Source organism: Psychrobacter sp. DAB_AL62B (assembly GCF_028895345.1).
Taxonomy (GTDB): Bacteria; Pseudomonadota; Gammaproteobacteria; order Pseudomonadales; family Moraxellaceae; genus Psychrobacter.
Genome location: NZ_SAXC01000002.1, coordinates 359,226 through 375,319 on the forward strand (window position 1 = coordinate 359,226; position 16,094 = coordinate 375,319).

General features: G+C 41.9%; 13 protein-coding genes. 4 read left to right on the forward strand and 9 right to left on the reverse strand.

Annotated elements, in window-relative coordinates:
• Positions 1-63: 63 nt before the first annotated feature.
• Both EPB74_RS04490 and EPB74_RS04495 read right to left on the reverse strand, forming a co-directional pair.
• The gene (locus tag EPB74_RS04490; protein ID WP_274903007.1) at positions 64-1,185 is read right to left on the reverse strand and encodes a PilT/PilU family type 4a pilus ATPase; all 1,122 of its coding nucleotides are present in this window, start codon (positions 1,183-1,185) and stop codon (positions 64-66) included.
• A gap of 331 nt (positions 1,186-1,516) precedes the next feature.
• Positions 1,517-2,572, reverse strand: coding sequence for a type IV pilus twitching motility protein PilT (locus tag EPB74_RS04495; protein ID WP_089554884.1), 1,056 nt, complete (start codon positions 2,570-2,572; stop codon positions 1,517-1,519).
• Between the two features lie 354 nt (positions 2,573-2,926).
• Between EPB74_RS04495 and EPB74_RS04500 the strand changes: the two genes are divergently transcribed.
• Positions 2,927-3,691, forward strand: a complete 765-nt coding sequence (locus EPB74_RS04500) for a YggS family pyridoxal phosphate-dependent enzyme (RefSeq protein ID WP_274903008.1) — start codon at positions 2,927-2,929, stop codon at positions 3,689-3,691.
• A gap of 166 nt (positions 3,692-3,857) precedes the next feature.
• Here the strand turns inward: EPB74_RS04500 and EPB74_RS04505 are convergent, their stop codons facing one another.
• A complete protein-coding gene (locus EPB74_RS04505) occupies positions 3,858-5,135 on the reverse strand; it encodes a hemolysin family protein (protein ID WP_089554886.1) in 1,278 nt (425 codons plus the stop codon).
• Between the two features lie 242 nt (positions 5,136-5,377).
• Positions 5,378-7,081: an NAD+ synthase gene (locus tag EPB74_RS04510; RefSeq protein ID WP_274903009.1), complete on the reverse strand. Its 1,704-nt coding sequence runs from the start codon at positions 7,079-7,081 to the stop codon at positions 5,378-5,380.
• Between the two features lie 768 nt (positions 7,082-7,849).
• On the opposite strand from EPB74_RS04510, the gene EPB74_RS04515 reads away from it, so the two are divergent.
• The 3 genes from EPB74_RS04515 to epmA all read left to right on the forward strand — a co-directional run bounded on the left by EPB74_RS04515 (position 7,850) and on the right by epmA (position 11,378).
• On the forward strand, positions 7,850-8,992 hold the full coding sequence (locus EPB74_RS04515; protein ID WP_079690798.1) for an AI-2E family transporter: 1,143 nt from the start codon (positions 7,850-7,852) through the stop codon (positions 8,990-8,992).
• A 151-nt stretch (positions 8,993-9,143) separates the two neighbouring features.
• Entirely contained in the window at positions 9,144-10,259 is a 1,116-nt protein-coding gene (locus EPB74_RS04520) for a 4-phosphoerythronate dehydrogenase (RefSeq protein ID WP_274903163.1), read from the forward strand.
• 60 nt (positions 10,260-10,319) lie between these two features.
• Entirely contained in the window at positions 10,320-11,378 is a 1,059-nt protein-coding gene (gene epmA, locus EPB74_RS04525; RefSeq protein ID WP_274903010.1) for an EF-P lysine aminoacylase EpmA, read from the forward strand.
• A gap of 94 nt (positions 11,379-11,472) precedes the next feature.
• On the opposite strand, the gene EPB74_RS04530 is transcribed toward epmA, so the two are convergent.
• From EPB74_RS04530 to EPB74_RS04550, 5 genes are all read right to left on the reverse strand, one after another.
• Positions 11,473-12,111 carry an NAD(P)H-binding protein gene (locus EPB74_RS04530; protein ID WP_274903012.1) on the reverse strand — a complete coding sequence of 213 codons (639 nt, stop codon included), beginning with the start codon at positions 12,109-12,111 and terminating at the stop codon, positions 11,473-11,475.
• A 362-nt stretch (positions 12,112-12,473) separates the two neighbouring features.
• The gene (locus tag EPB74_RS04535; protein ID WP_021814375.1) at positions 12,474-12,923 is read right to left on the reverse strand and encodes a YaiI/YqxD family protein; all 450 of its coding nucleotides are present in this window, start codon (positions 12,921-12,923) and stop codon (positions 12,474-12,476) included.
• Positions 12,923-14,254, reverse strand: a complete 1,332-nt coding sequence (locus EPB74_RS04540) for a 5-(carboxyamino)imidazole ribonucleotide synthase (protein WP_274903013.1) — start codon at positions 14,252-14,254, stop codon at positions 12,923-12,925. The genes EPB74_RS04535 and EPB74_RS04540 overlap by 1 nt, the downstream gene beginning before the upstream one ends.
• A 210-nt stretch (positions 14,255-14,464) precedes the next feature.
• On the reverse strand, positions 14,465-15,025 hold the full coding sequence (gene purE, locus EPB74_RS04545) for a 5-(carboxyamino)imidazole ribonucleotide mutase (protein WP_274903014.1): 561 nt from the start codon (positions 15,023-15,025) through the stop codon (positions 14,465-14,467).
• Positions 15,026-15,145: 120 nt separating this feature from the next.
• On the reverse strand, positions 15,146-16,090 hold the full coding sequence (locus EPB74_RS04550; protein WP_274903016.1) for a metallophosphoesterase: 945 nt from the start codon (positions 16,088-16,090) through the stop codon (positions 15,146-15,148).
• Positions 16,091-16,094: the final 4 nt, after the last annotated feature.

The following is a 16,094-nucleotide window of genomic DNA, read 5'->3' on the forward strand; positions in this document are numbered from 1 at the left end:
GCTTTTTTTATGCGTTTATTTTGTGAGCATAAAACGCTATGAATGCTACTGAGAAATTAATTGCTAAGTGATATCTAACGACAAGCTATCGGCGCCTTCATCTAAATTAGCGTTACCATTTTTGCTGCTAAGTTTAATTTTTAAGCGCAAATCATTAGGAGAGTCAGCATGGAGAATGGCCTCTTTATAAGTAATCTCACCATTTTCATATAAATCAAAGAGTGCTTGATCAAAGGTTTGCATGCCGCTATCGCGTGAGCGCGTCATGACATCTTTAATTTCATGAATTTCACCTTTACGGATATAGTCACTAATCAGCTGAGAGTTTAATAAAATCTCAATAGCAGCACGGCGTCCTTTACCATCAGGTGTTGGAATCAATTGCTGAGCAATAATAGCTTGAAGATTCAGGGACAAATCCATAAACAATTGGTTGTGGCGGCTGGTTTCAAAAAAGTGAATGATACGATCAATCGCTTGGTTGGCGTTATTAGCGTGTAAGGTCGCAAATACCAAATGCCCCGTTTCCGCGTATTGGATTGCGTAGTTCATAACTTCGAGGTTACGAATCTCACCAATCAAAATAACATCAGGCGCTTGGCGTAAGGTGTTTTTTAAACCTGCTTCAAAAGAATGGGTATCGATACCGACTTCGCGCTGGGTAATAATACAACCACGATGTTTATGTACAAACTCAATGGGGTCTTCGATAGTAATAATATGACCATGAGAATTTTGATTGCGGTGTCCAATCATGGCTGCAAGGGTGGTCGATTTACCGGTACCCGTTGCACCCACTAATAGAATAATACCGCGCTTTTTCATTGCCAGCTCTTTTAGCGCTGGCGGTAGACGCAGCTCTTCGACCGTCGGGATTTTATTTTCAATTTTCCGTAAAATCATCCCTGCCATATCGCGCTGTATAAAGGCACTGACTCGAAAACGTGCTTGCTGGGCTTGATCGGTAATCGCAAACTGGCATTCGTTCGTCTCTTTAAACTCTTGTTGCTGGTTTGGCGTCATCACACCTTTGACCAGCCTCATGGTTTGTTCAGCCGTTAAAGGCGTTTTACCAACGGGCAGAATTTTTCCATTAATTTTCATGGAAGGTGCCACATCCGCCGTAATGAAAAGGTCGGAGCCGTTTTTATTGATCATCAATTGTAAAAGTTTATCAATGTCCATAACGTACCTATATGTTCGATAAAATGTGCAATAAGTAGAGTAAAATTTGCTTCAATAAACTTTTGAAAATCGCGAATAATGACCATTAAAATAAAGCCGATCAAAAATCTGTCATTGTCATTGTGTTATTTGCTAAAGCTCAAGGTTATAAAAACTAAGGTTACAACCAGCTAAAAATAAAAGAGATACACTCAAAATAGCATTCTGCTGGGATAAATTTTCCTTGTTTGCTGTGTGCTTTGTACTCTAGAGGCTTCGAGAAATTTATCCCAGCAACACTGTATCGCTCTTAGAGTGGGTGGACTATTATAACTAATAATATAAACCAATATTATATAAAGGCTTCAGGCTGCTTAGCATAAGGTCGTGCGACGTCTTTGCTGATGGTGCCTTTTGATACTAGGTTTTTAAGCGTTTGATCGAGCGTAATCATGCCGTCACCTGCACCCGTTTGGATAGAGGAGTACATTTGAGCAATTTTGTTTTCACGTATCAAGTTACGAATAGCGGGCGTACCCAACATAATCTCATGCGCGGCAATTCGACCGCCAGTTTGACGACGTAACAGCGTTTGGGATATCACTGCTTGTAGCGACTCCGATAGCATCGCACGAATCATATCTTTTTCAGCAGCAGGGAATACGTCAATGACACGGTCAATGGTTTTTGCTGCTGAGCTGGTGTGCAAAGTTCCAAAGACTAAGTGACCAGTCTCAGCTGCGGTTAGCGCCAAGCGTATGGTCTCAAGGTCACGTAGCTCACCAACTAGAATAACATCGGGATCCTCACGTAAAGCTGAGCGCAGTGCTGCATCGAAACCTAACGTATCACGGTGTACTTCACGCTGGTTGATCAAGCTCTTTTTAGACTCATGAACAAATTCAATTGGGTCTTCAATGGTCAAAATATGCTCTTTACGGGTTTCATTGATATAATCAATCATGGCCGCCAGCGTCGTTGATTTCCCTGAGCCAGTTGGACCGGTTACTAACACTACGCCGCGCTTAAAGTCGGAGACGCGTTTGAAGACTTCACCCATTCCTAAGTCTTCCATGGTGAGAACTTTTGACGGAATCGTACGAAAGACTGCGCCAGCACCGCGATTTTGGTTAAAAGCATTTACCCGAAAACGTGCTAAATTAGGAATCTCAAAAGAGAAATCCGTCTCAAAGAATTCTTCAAAGTCAGCACGCTGCCTATCATTCATGATGTCATAGATAAGCTGATGCACCACTTGATGAGTCATTTCTGGCATATTGATACGGGTCATCTCGCCGTCGACTCGAATCATCGCTGGCATGCCGGCTGAAATATGTAAGTCTGAGGCTTTATGCTTGACTGTAAAGCGTAGTAAATCTTCGATGCTTAAATTGTTTTTTTTAGCCATAATCGGATATTCCTATCAATAAATAAGGGTAAGCCAAAACAACATAGAAGCAAGCAATAAGCATGATTATATGACATTATTTAAACCAATCTCTCTAAGATAGGCTAGGCTGGACTATGATTGTTACTATTGCTATCGTTTTTAGCAGCATATGTTAAACCATGTAACAATATCATAACAAGACTCTGCCTATTTAACCATCTACTAACTGAATAAAATGTAAAAATAGCTTATAAGCACTTTTTTATTCAAGTCAATAAACGTCATTTTTATTAAAATTTATTTCTACCATAAAAACAGTATATGCCAATCGTCTTTTAAAATAATTCAGTGTTTAATCTATAAGAGCTTTTTATGAATGCTAATCCTCATCAAAAAAATACAATTAACGCCTCTGCCAATCTTATAAATAATAAAGGGGACGTTCAGAATCTTACCCTCATTGAAAATTGGCAGCAGGTGAGCAGTCAGGTGACACAGACGTGTGAGCAGGCGAATAGACAGACAGATAGTGTCACCTTGCTTGCGGTGTCTAAAACTAAGCCTGTTGAAATGATCGCGACTTTAGCGCGTCAAGGGCAGCATGATTTTGGCGAAAACTATCTGCAAGAGGCTATCGATAAAATTAAGACCCTGCAGGGACAGGCAGAGTACGAAAATATCGTTTGGCATTATATCGGTAGTATTCAGCGTAATAAAACACGCGATATCGCTGAGCATTTTGATTGGGTGCAAACGCTTGAGCGTGACATTATTGCTAAGCGTCTTAATGACCAAAGACCCGCTGAGCTGCCACCTCTAAACGTCTTGATTCAGCTTAATATCGATAATGAAGATAGCAAGTCAGGCTGTTTGCCAGAGCAAATTCCAGAATTAATAACAGTCATCAAAGCTTATGAGCGTTTGCAATTGCGCGGGTTGATGATAATTCCTGCCAAAGCAAACACGGATGCCTTTAAGCGAACCAAGCAATTATTTGAAGAGATTAAGCGCGAACACCCAGAACTGAGTCAATGGGATACGCTTAGCATGGGCATGAGCGACGATATGGCTGATGCCATTGCTAGTGGCTCCACTATGGTGCGCGTTGGTACCGCAATATTTGGTACGCGTGCTTGATCGACTTTTAAGAAAGTATAGCGCTACTGTTATTGGTTTTTCGTAGCCTCTGTCTGCGCAGGCACAGCAAGCAAGAAAAATAATAATAGTAGCGCACTATGATATTCGCTTTCCTTTTATTTAAGACACCAGCTAATAAGCAATTATCAAAGGTGAAGCACAGCATTTATTCAATAACATCTTCAAACTTTGTTACTAGCAGCTGAGTGATTTTGAGATTATCAGTTGCGATAATCTCAAAACGATAATTGGCATACTCGACGCTGTCTGTTTTTTTAGGAATTTTACGCAGCATATACATCATAAAGCCGCTGATGGTTTCGTAATTCTGACTATGCGGTAAATTGACCATGCCCAATGAGCGAATCACATCTTCAATGGGTGTCATGCCATCAATCAGCCAAGAGTTGTCCGTGCGCTGGACAATCGGCTGCTCCTCTAAGGTTACCAGCTCGCCCATAACGATGCTCATCACGTCTTTGAGGGTAATAACACCAACGACCAACGCGTACTCATTTACAATGACGGCAAAATCTGCACCCGTTGATTTAAACGTTTCCAGCACTTCAAACAACGATAAGGTATCGGGAATAAACAGGGCAGGTTTTAGCAACGCTTTGTCCGTTAGACAAACTTCTTGCTGCTCAAGTACCGAAGCTAAAAAGCTGCGTGATTCTACATAACCAATGATATGTTCTAAATCATCGTCGTTACAGACCAAGAATTTATTATGCGGCTGCTTAATCATCACCTGAACCACCTGTTCGGTACTGGCTTTGGTATCGAAATAAACAATATGTTCACGTGGATTCATCACTGAGGTGACGGTACGCTCCTGCATATCGAAGATGTTGGCTATTAGATGATGTTCTTGCTTTTTAAGTACGCCAGCTTCAGCACCCGCATCCATGACGGCATAAATGTCTTCTGGCGTCATATCGTCTTGACGTACAGTTGAGATGCCCAACAACTCAAAGATGACGTTTGCTGCCCCATCAAATATCCAGATAACGGGTTTGAATATAAAAATCAATAGCATCATTGGTCGTACGAGGCGTATAGCGATAGTCTCAGTGTTGGACATTGCCAGCCGTCTGGGCATCAAATCGGCGAGTAAAGAGAATAAGCTGGTAATCAAAACGAAGGATATAACCGATGATGCTGCTTCATTATTAACCAAAAGCTGTAAGTATGGGCTAATTGCTGACTCACCCACGGCACCCGCTGAAATAGCGACTGCGTTTAAAACCACTTGTACAACAGTGATAAAGCTACCAGGGTGCTCTTGCATTTTAAGGACGTCAAATGCTCGAACATCGCCTTCTTTTGCGATGATTTGCAGCTTAATTTTGCGCGCTGCTGCGATTGCAATCTCGGCAGCTGATACAAAGGCGCTTAAGGCAAGCAATAAAAGGAGAAAGATACTAGCGGTTAGCAAACTCATGAAGTACTCGGATAGAAATAGATAGGATAGATAAGGTAGATCAATTGAAAATAATGGTTGGAAGGTTTCGAAGCAAAAGAAATTTTATGATGAGAAGTTATTTATGTACAAAAACTAAAAAAGCTGGGCAAGCACCCAGCTAATTATAAAACAGTTTGATTATATTATATAAAAACTTAAATTTATCAAACCTTTAAAAAAGCACTCTAAAAGGTTGTTGATGATAAATTCAGCGTCAAGGCTTAGCCTTTTATTGACCACTTATTGACGAGTGGATAACGGCGCTCACGACCAAAGGCTTTATGGCTAATCTTGGTGCCAATCGGTGCTTGTGAGCGTTTATATTCGCTACCATCGACCATCTGGATAACCTTAGCGACCAAATCAGCATCGAAGCCTTTGTCGACAATATCTTGATAGCCCATATCTTCATCGATATATGACATTAAGATACCGTCTAGCACATCATAATCAGGCAAGCTGTCTTGGTCTTTTTGATCGGGACGCAGCTCAGCGGATGGCGGACGCGTAATGACGCGCTCAGGGATAACAGGCGTGTCCTCTAAACGATTGCGATAGCTGGCTAATTTATAAACTTGTGACTTATACACGTCTTTTAAGACGTCAAAGCCGCCTGCCATATCACCGTATAAGGTTGAATAGCCAACCGCCAGCTCTGATTTATTACCAGTCGTGATAACCAAATGCCCGAATTTGTTGGATAGCGCCATTAGTACGACACCACGCGCGCGTGCTTGGATATTTTCTTCCGTGGTATCAGCAGGCGACTTGTTAAACAGTGGCGCAAGGGTATGACGGATCCCTTCGACCGCATCGAAAATAGGACAAACGGTATAAGAGACATTCAAGCGTCGTGCTTGTGCTTGCGCGTCTTCTAGACTGATTTGTGAGGTATATTCGTACGGCATCATGACCGCGTAAACCTTATCAGCGCCCAATGCATCGACAGCGATACATAATGTTAAAGCTGAATCAATGCCGCCCGATAAGCCAATGATGATGCCAGTAAATCCTGAAAGATTGACATAATCACGCAAACCGACGACCAAAGCTTGATACATCTCTGATTCACGGCTCAATGACAATGGTGCTTTAGTTTGTGTATCGAATTTTGCTGTTTTCACATCATAGGTTGCTAGCAGCAATTGATTCATAAAGCGTGAGGCTTCATGCGCGACACTGCCGTCTGCTTGAATCGCCATAGAACCACCGTCAAATACCAAATCATCTTGACCGCCCACGGCATTGAGATAAATAATCGGTAAGTTATTTTCGCGGCTACGTTTGGCGAGCATCGTTTTACGATTGTCTTGTTTTTCAATCTCAAACGGTGAGGCGTTTAAGCTCACAATAAGGTCAGCGCCTTGCTTTTTAAGCTCCGCAATAGGACCTTTTTCCCATAAATCTTCACAGATAAGCAGACCAATGGTCATGCCTTTATAGTCAAATAAGACTTGATTGCGACCTTTGTCAAAGTAACGGCGCTCATCAAACACGCCATAGTTTGGCAAGATTTGTTTATGATAAAAACCTTTTTGATGACCGTTATGTAAAATAGCTGCCGAGTTAAACGTTCCATGATGATCGACATGCGGATAGCCAACAATCATCACGATATCATCGATATCACTTAGTGACGATAACGCGCTTTTGATACGACCTGATAAGCTTGGGCGTAATAGTAAATCTTGCGGCGGATAGCCTAATAGTCCTAGCTCCGGAAAGATAATTACATCGGCGCCTTGCTCACGTGCCTGTAGCGCTAATGCACGCATTTTTTCGGCATTGGCTTTGATATCGCCCACTAAAAAGTGTGATTGTGCTAAAGCAAAAGTAACGCTATCTTTTGGTTTAGAAGCCTTGTTGGCTACATTAGAAGAATTAAGGTTGGGGTTGTCAGAGTCTTTTGTCGTGTCTTTTGACATTGTTATTGTTCCTATCAATAGGTTGTTTAAATTTGTTGAATCCGTCTTGGTTTCAAATAAAACCAAATCAAAGTATTTTTCCGAAATCGACGCAAAATATGAATTTTCAATCATTCACTCAAAATACGATGCTTTAATATTGAATCGATATCATGAGTGCAAAGCTTGTATAGGCATGAATGTCATGCTTATTTGTAATACCAACATAGGTAGCGCTGCTCTGAAAATTAGATATTACTATCTTCTAGAGTAGGCTAACAAACGAGGATTGCGAGAAATAATTTTAAAAACGCTAAGGGCTTATTAAGATAAAAATAAATAAAGCCAAGCCAACGTAGCGGCATTTAAAAGTTTAAATTAATTGCTTTAGTATAACATCAATTACCGCTACTAATAGAACCGGCCAGTGATTTAGCTGGCTAGATGTCGGATCTAAAAACGACTAAAAAAGCAATGGCTGGCTAGGCTTTTGCTCAGATAATGCTATTTTACGATTATTGATAGTTAACTTCTTTAGAGGTAGATGCGGCATAAAGAAAGTTGTAAGTAAAGATTACAACATAGCCTTATTTATTTGGGCTATTTTGTTGCATACTATGATAGTAAATCAACTACATTCGAAGCAAAAATTTACTCAAACCTGTACTATTTAAAACTTTCGCTAATGGATAAAAATTACGGACCTCGTCGGTAATTGATGTGACCCATTTATAAGCTTTACAGTAGAGCCATATTAGGTTGCTGCTGTCCGCCCTTGGTTTATACAATATGATTGAAAACTGGACAAAAGAATTTATTATTCAGCGCTTGCTGGCGATTACCTTATTAATCGTGCTGTTCGTGTTGTGTTTCCAAGTCGTACAGTTTTTTATTGTACCGGCATTGTGGGCGGCGATTTTGGCATATGTCACCTTTCCTATCTATAATTTTTTTCATCAAAGAGTCAGATTTAGTTCAAATTTGAGCGCGGCTATTATGACCGTGAGCATCTCTTTGATGATAGGTGTGCCTTTGGTGGTCGGTATATTCATCTTGCAGCAAGAAGCGTTAAGCCTAATTAGTAATTTAATCTATCGTATTAAAGTAGGGTATTTGGATGTGCCTGACTCTATCAAAGACTTGCCATTTATAGGGCAGCAAGTCAAAGACATCCTATGGAGAATCAATAAAAATCCCGACGGGACGCTAGAGGCTTTTCGTCTTTGGGTGCAGTCACATCTATACTATGGCAAAGTCGCGTTTGATGTGGTGTTTGGTGGTTTTGCTAAGCTTGGTATGGCACTTATGACGATATTTTTCTTTTACCGTGATGGTACCAGCTTGATTCGACAAATCCGCCAAGCATTACGTAATATTATCGGTAATCGTATCGATGGTTATATTGACTCTGTTGGTACGACTACGCGTGCGGTAGTCTATGGTATTGGTCTGACTGCATTGGCTCAGGCAATGCTAGCTGGTATCGGCTATTATTTTGCGGGTGCACCAAGTCCTATTTTGCTGACGATATTGACTTTTATCATCGCCTTAATCCCATTTGGCACACCATTCGTTTGGGGCGGCGTATCGATTTTTCTGCTTAGTCAAGGACATACCGTTGAAGGTATCGGCTTGGCGCTATGGGGCATCCTAGTGATTAGCTGGGTTGATAACCTTATCCGTCCTATCGTCATTAGTGGTGCCACCAAAATCCCTTTTATCATCATCTTTATTGGTGTGTTGGGCGGCTTGACAGCTTTTGGCTTTGTGGGTTTATTCATCGGTCCTGTGGTGTTGGCAATCGGACTTGCGGTATGGCGTGAATGGATATCGCAGCATAAGAATGAGTTGTTTGCTCAGCAAGAAGTGATGTTAGCTGATGGTCAAAATCTACTCAAAACTAATGAACAGAATCAAAAAACAGCTGACTAACAATGACGTAATAAACGATCAGTTAGAATATTGCTTTTAATAAATAAATTACCAGTAAATATAGATTATATAAACAAGCCTATATCAATAGAAAGGCTTACCACTATTAAATGAAACGGTTGTGAATACTATGGAAAACAGGGTAGATACTATTAAAAATATCACGATTGTGGCTGATAGTAATATCGCAAACCTTGATGATTTTTTTAATGCTTCGACACTTGGACAGGATGCTGAGCGGCAGGTGAAGGTAATTCGTGTTGTTGGACGTGATATCAATGCGCAATTGCTGGCAGAATATCAGCCAAATGTATTGTTGATACGCTCTGTGACCCCAGTAGACAAGGCATTATTAGCTGATAATCATAGTGTGAAGTTTGTTGGCTCTGCGACTATCGGTACTGATCATGTTGATCAAGATTATTTGGCGACACGCAACATCACTTTTGCCAATGCTGCTGGTTGTAGCAAGCATTCAGTCGCGCAATATGTATTGACCGCGATCTTAACCTTGCGTCCGCAGTATTGGCAGCAATCCCTGCCGCCATTAACATTGGGTATCATCGGGCTTGGTAATATTGGCAGCACGCTTGCTCAGTATGCCAGTGATTTGGGCTGGCAAGTATTGGGTTATGATCCATTGCTATCAACTTCGGACATTAATAACGCTAGCCTTGAGCAGGTTTTGAGCCAAAGCGATGTAGTCAGTCTTCACGTCCCTTTAACAGATAAAAAAGGTGAGGATAAAGCCAGCAACGGCAGCGATTATCCAACGCATCATCTCATCAATGCAAAGTCTTTGGCAATGATGTCGCCGCATACCATGCTGATTAATAGTGCACGCGGACCGGTAATTGATGGAAGTGACCTTGTAGCGGATATCGATCATACTGGGCGGCAAGTGGTTCTTGATGTGTTTGAATACGAGCCACAGGTGTCTGAGGCTTTATTATCCAAGCTTGCGATTGCCACACCGCATATCGCAGGTTATACAGTTGAAGGTAAGCTGCGCGGCACGCAAATCATTTATGATGCCCTGTGTGAAAAATTAGCAGTAATACCCACTCAATCTATGCATGCTTTATTACCGCTCAATATGTTTTTATGGTCTGAGCTCAAGGCCCATCCAGATAGACTGATAAAGTTTTATGACATTAGGCAAGATGATGCTTCATTAAGAAATAAAATAGCTGATGGGCAAGTAAATGGTGCTGACTTTGACCAATTGCGCCGTGACTATCGCTTACGCCGTGAATGGCAGTCTTAAAAGTTAAGCATCACCATTTAAACCCCTGTTTTTAGGATTCATGAGGCGTAGTAGACAGTAATGAGCCAAGCAATTAATCAGCCTTTATCTGAACCCAGCTATGCCCCAACCATAACCTTGGTAATGGCGCAGCAGCGGGCGCAATTCATAAACGCTATCCGTCAGTTTTTTACCAATCGGCAAGTGCTGGAAGTTCAAACACCGCTGCTATCGCAAGCAGGCAATACCGATACTTTTTTGCAGTCAGTTGCCGCAAAAGTCACCTATCAAGATAAACCTTATACCTATTATTTGCATACCTCGCCTGAATTTGCCATGAAGCGTTTACTGGCCAGCTGGCAGGTACCTATTTATCAGATTTGTCCAGTATTTCGAGATAATGAAATAGGCACACGGCACAATATTGAATTTACCATGCTTGAATGGTATCAGCCAAATTATAGCTTAGATGATATGGCCGCTGAACTTGGCGAATTATTAGAGACGCTTTATGAGCACCCGATTGTGATGAGTCATTACCGTTATGCGGATGCTTTTATGGATTTTGTTGGCATCCATCCGCTGACAGCCAGTCTCTCAGCATTACAAGCGGTAGCGGAAGACAAAGGTTTGACCGGCTTTGATTTTAATAATGCTAACTCTAAAACTGCTGATTTGTATACTGATGCCAGTGGTGCAATAGATAATGATGAAAATTGTCGTCAAGATTGGTTGGATTTATTATTTAGCCATGCAGTAGAGCCAAATTTGGGTCATGACTTGCCAACGTTGATTATCGAGTATCCCCCAGCCACTGCCGCCTTAGCAAAAACTGCTCTTGATAAAGACGGTAATAAAATCGCTAAGCGCTTTGAGCTCTATATTAATGGCATTGAGATTGCCAATGCCTATGATGAGCTAGCAGATGGGCAAGCGTTAAGAAAACGTTTTGAGCAGGATAATCTATTGCGTCAGCGCCACGATTTACCACAAATGCCTATCGATGAGCATCTATTGGCTGCGTCTGATGATTTGATACCTTGTAGCGGTATCGCTGTTGGTATGGATAGATTGCTTATGGTTATAACAGGTGCAAAGAGCTTAGCGGAAGTTATTCCTTTTCCAAGTGGTGTAGCTTAATAATTTATTAGATTGTCCATCAGAAAAAAGTGAGTAAGCCGAAATGCTTACTCGCTTTTTTCTTTAATGATAAATATGGTAGCGCTCAGCTTGATTATAATTTTGCGATCGCTTTATCAATGACCGTTTCACCATTATGCATACTAAACACTTTCTTAATGGTGTTATCGCTATTTAATACAGCAGCTAGCGTGGTGGCAACATCTTCAATCGAGTTTTCACCGGCTTCATCATCATTGATGGTGATTTTTCCTGTCGCGGCCCGCTCTTTTAACGCTCCTGCTTGGACGATGGTGTAGTCAAGACTGCTATTATTGACCAACCACTGATCAGCATAATGCTTGCAGATATAGTATTCTTTTAAGTCAGCAATACCTGGGTTGTTCCATTTGCTGGTATCTAATGAAAATACCGTACTGAGCATAATGTAGCGCTTGATGCCTTTGTCTTGGACTGCTTGCATGGTTTTAACCGCACCATGCAAGTCAACTTCTAAGACATCCTTACCGCCAGAACCGGCGACAAAATACACAGCATCGATATCTTTATCAATTTGGCTTTGAATAGCGTCTTTTTCGGCGGTGATATCTAAGTCTAGTTGACTATAATTGTTATCGTTAAATAATTTTTCTTCCTGACGGGTAGTACCGATGACTTGATGATCATCTGCTAATAATTGCTTAACCAAATCAGACCCTACTCGACCACTTGCGCCAATCACTAAAATCTTCATAATCATTCCTATTGTTATAACTTTTATATGAGTTGTTATAGACATTATTGTTAAAAACTGAATGTAGCCTAACAAGAAAAATCGGCACGCTGCGTTATGAAGCGTGCCGATTACATAGTGTTTAGTGAGGAATGTATAGCGTTTGCAAGGAAGCCCAGAGTGTATAGTCAGGTTAAAATGAAAGAAATACGTTTCTAACAACGTCCTACTGCTATATTTTTTTTGCTTGCTGTTCGCAGGCGTGACAGAGGCTACAAAAAATTCATACCAGTAGCACTGTACCTTTTGTGAATTTGCTCAACTATTTAAGAAAATATAGAAAATATAGAAAAGTTAAGCTGCAAAATTAGTGGCTATAAAAACTAACGAACCAAACGATTGAGACCATCAGCAAAAGCTTTTTTATCACGGTCACCATAAGGTTTTTGCCCGCTCATTTCTTGTAGCTCGAGCACGCCTGTACCACGCATGGTGTCCATAAAATCACGCATGTTGAGCTTTTGCTTGATATTATTTTTATCATAAACCATACCGCGGGTCGTCAAGACCATGCCGCCTTTGTCTAAGATATCATTGGCCAAAGGAATGTCGCTGGTGATAGCGAGGTCGCCTGGTTGTATTTGTTCGACGATATAGTCATCGGCTTTATCAAAGCCAGACGGCACCACTGTCATGACGAGCAGTGGTGACTTACGCAGCTTAATCGGCTGATTGGCGACGAATATCGCCATCGTTTGCGTGCGCTCAGCGGTTTTGATGATCAAGTCTTTGGCAATTAATGGCACTGAGTCAGCATCTACCCAAATCTGCATTATTTCTGAGCCTTATTTACTTTTGCTTTAGCATTTACGGCACTATCTGTTTGGTTATCTTCAATACTTGATTTGGTGTTTTCTGAAGTTTTCTCAGGATTATTAATAACATTATCTACAATAGCCGCTGGCTTTTTATCAAGACCAACTTTATTGGGCAATACGGCAACAAGCTTTGCTAAAGCGGGTTCTAAATCTGCTACATCATTAGGCATCAAGGTAATATGCGCAATTTTGCGGTCGTCACGCTCAGCCTTGTGGTAGCTATGATAATGCGCGCCGTCAATATTGAGCACCGCACTGATATCAGGATACTGGCCCAACACATTGACCATAATCGCTGGATGGACATTGTCGGTATCGCCTAATGGTAAATTTACCACGGCACGAATATGGTTTTCAAATTGGCTGGTGACAGCGCCCTCAATACTCCAGTGCCCAGAGTTGTGCACACGCGGGGCAATCTCGTTGGCAAGTAACGCGTCATTACCACGAGCGTCTTTGGTCACAAATAACTCAAGTGCCATCACGCCAACATAGCCTAAATGATTCATGACGGTAGTAATCGCATCGGTTGCTTGCTTGAATAAATGGCTAGTACCAACAGCAGGCGCTTGAGTTTTGGCCAAAATACCATGATGATGATGGTTTTCGACCAAATCATAACAGCGTACCTGACCGTTTTGTGCCCGTGCCGCAATAATAGAAAGCTCACGGCTAAAGTTAATGAAACCTTCTGCGATTAGTGGGGCTGGCGTTGCCGTAAGAGTACCTTTGCCTGTAACCGCATCTTTAAGGTCTTGCCATGCTGCTTTGATATCGCTGTCTTGCTTAATCACAAACTGACCTTTGCCATCATAACCGCCGCGGCTGGTTTTCAAGACGATAGGCAGTCCCAATTCATCACATGCTTGTTTTAATTCGGTTTCAGAATTGACTGCCATAAAGGGTACAGTTGCGATATCAAGCGTATTAAACATCTGCTTTTCTTTTAAGCGATCTTGTGCGATATCAAGGGCAATCGGTGGCGGAAACATACCTTGCTTGCTGCCGGATTTTGATAGGCTTGCCAGTTGCTCAACCGTAGTAGTCGGCGTGTTTTCAAATTCTAAAGTAAAGACATCGGCAGCCTCAATAAATGCTTCTAATTGCTCACTGCTAAAAACACGGCCGTATAGGCTGGCAGGGCAATCAGCGCTGTCTTCTAAAAAAACGCATTGATAGCCTAACGGCATGGCTGCTTCGGCAAGCATCATACCAAGCTGACCACCGCCTAAAATACCAATAGTACGAATGGTTTGGGTAACAGGATAAGCGTTCGCTGTAGTCATGGCAGGCTCTTTGAATTAAAAATGAATAGGGTTTTTGGGATATAAAAATCTAACAATTAATTTATTAAAATAGGAAAAGGTGCAATGTATGCACCTTATGTTTATTACCGCTCATCTAAAAATAATGCTTGAGTTGAGAACTTGTATATTCAAACAATGGTCATTAGAGATAAAGACGGCTACTATTCACTTTAATGCAGCAAATGATCATTAGTTATTAATAATACCTGGTGTTGGGCTAGCAAGGATGGTGTCGGTTTGCGATAGACGTAGATGATCGAGCTTACTAGCAATCGACTCATCATGCAAAGCTAAGACTTGAATCGCAAGCAGAGCAGCATTATACGCGCCTGCGGCACCAATTGCTAAAGTGCCAACGGCAACGCCTTTAGGCATCTGTACGATAGACAGTAGACTATCCCAACCACTGAGCATCGATGATTTTACAGGGACACCAAAGACAGGCAGCGGTGTTTGGCTGGCACACATACCGGGAAGATGAGCGGCTCCGCCTGCACCAGCGATGATAATTTGCAAGCCGTTACCTTTGGCGCTTTTGGCATAGTCAAACAATCTGTCAGGGGTACGATGTGCCGAGACCACTTCACAATCAAAAGCAATATCAAAATCTGCTAGCAATTGCGCTGCGGCGCTCATGGTCGCCCAATCCGATTGTGAGCCCATGATAATGCCAACTTTTGGTTGCCCAGCAGGAGAGGTGATAGGGCTGTTTTGATCAATCGCGTTGACCGTAGCTGATGTGGTGCTCATGCTTTGATATCCTCAAAAAGACCATCATACAAAAGTTTTGCTGCATTCGTAAAGCCAAGTTTGCTGTTTAATACAGAAGCTGGGTTAATAGCAATGATATTGCTGAGCTGTATTACCGTCTCAATCGTGTAGGTATTGTACAAAATTACTGGCTTTTAATGGCAGTGGCTGTTCGGTATCGAGCTGATAGCAGGTCATATAACCGCTGTCTACCGCTGCTGAATAATCAGTACAAACGACTTGTGGACTCAGTGGTTCAGGTTCTCCTGTTAGCCAATAATGACCAACGAACACTGGTTTATCAGTTTTGAGAGCGAAATCAATATTTTCAGCCAGCACGTCAATTGGAATTTGTGCTAATGCGGATGAAGGGGCACGAGCAACCTCATGAATAGTGCGTTTATTTAGCTTGTCAAGCCACCAGCGTACTCGTACTCGCGTGCGTTTAGTACCTTCTTTATCGATCATCACAATACCTTCAGGTAGCGGTACTTCTACGCCTTTTAATACTCGCTCTAGCGCGTCAAATGGAGCGGTACCTTCTTTAGACGTGGCTATCAACCCCTGCAGCGTTAGGCAATTATCGTCAGTTAATAGCGGCTTTAGTACCGCCATACTATCCACATCCCAGCAGGCATGCACAAAGCAAGCGTAGTCCGTTTCAATCCATAGTGGGATTTCATATAACCGCTGTAGCCAATATTGATGGCTCTCTGAACCAAACGGCACTTCTGCCAAAAATGCTTCATGTTGACGTATATGTATTTCATTATGTGAGCGTAAATACTGGGTATGATCACTAGGATCAAGGGTAGCAAATGCCAACGCATTATATTCATGATTGCCCATTACCGCATCAGCCACGTCCGCATCAAGCATGGCAAAGACGGTCTCTAACGTCGCTACTTGCTGCGAGCCACGGTCAATTAAATCACCAATAAATAGCGCCCGATGACCTGATGGCGGCACAAAATGCTGACCATTATGAACATAGCCTAATTGTTTTAGCAGACCGAATAGCTTGTCTGCATAACCATGAATATCACCGATAACATCTATAATCATAATA

Coding starts and splice junctions, on each gene's coding strand:
- epmA (WP_274903010.1), top strand. CDS start 10,320: ATGAGCCAAGCAATTAATCAGCCTTTATCTGAACCCAGCTATGCCCCA.
- EPB74_RS04515 (WP_079690798.1), top strand. CDS start 7,850: ATGATTGAAAACTGGACAAAAGAATTTATTATTCAGCGCTTGCTGGCG.
- EPB74_RS04540 (WP_274903013.1), bottom strand. CDS start 14,254: ATGACTACAGCGAACGCTTATCCTGTTACCCAAACCATTCGTACTATT.
- EPB74_RS04490 (WP_274903007.1), bottom strand. CDS start 1,185: ATGGACATTGATAAACTTTTACAATTGATGATCAATAAAAACGGCTCC.
- purE (WP_274903014.1), bottom strand. CDS start 15,025: ATGAGCACCACATCAGCTACGGTCAACGCGATTGATCAAAACAGCCCT.
- EPB74_RS04505 (WP_089554886.1), bottom strand. CDS start 5,135: ATGAGTTTGCTAACCGCTAGTATCTTTCTCCTTTTATTGCTTGCCTTA.
- EPB74_RS04530 (WP_274903012.1), bottom strand. CDS start 12,111: ATGAAGATTTTAGTGATTGGCGCAAGTGGTCGAGTAGGGTCTGATTTG.
- EPB74_RS04500 (WP_274903008.1), top strand. CDS start 2,927: ATGAATGCTAATCCTCATCAAAAAAATACAATTAACGCCTCTGCCAAT.
- EPB74_RS04535 (WP_021814375.1), bottom strand. CDS start 12,923: ATGCAGATTTGGGTAGATGCTGACTCAGTGCCATTAATTGCCAAAGAC.
- EPB74_RS04550 (WP_274903016.1), bottom strand. CDS start 16,090: ATGATTATAGATGTTATCGGTGATATTCATGGTTATGCAGACAAGCTA.
- EPB74_RS04495 (WP_089554884.1), bottom strand. CDS start 2,572: ATGGCTAAAAAAAACAATTTAAGCATCGAAGATTTACTACGCTTTACA.
- EPB74_RS04510 (WP_274903009.1), bottom strand. CDS start 7,081: ATGTCAAAAGACACGACAAAAGACTCTGACAACCCCAACCTTAATTCT.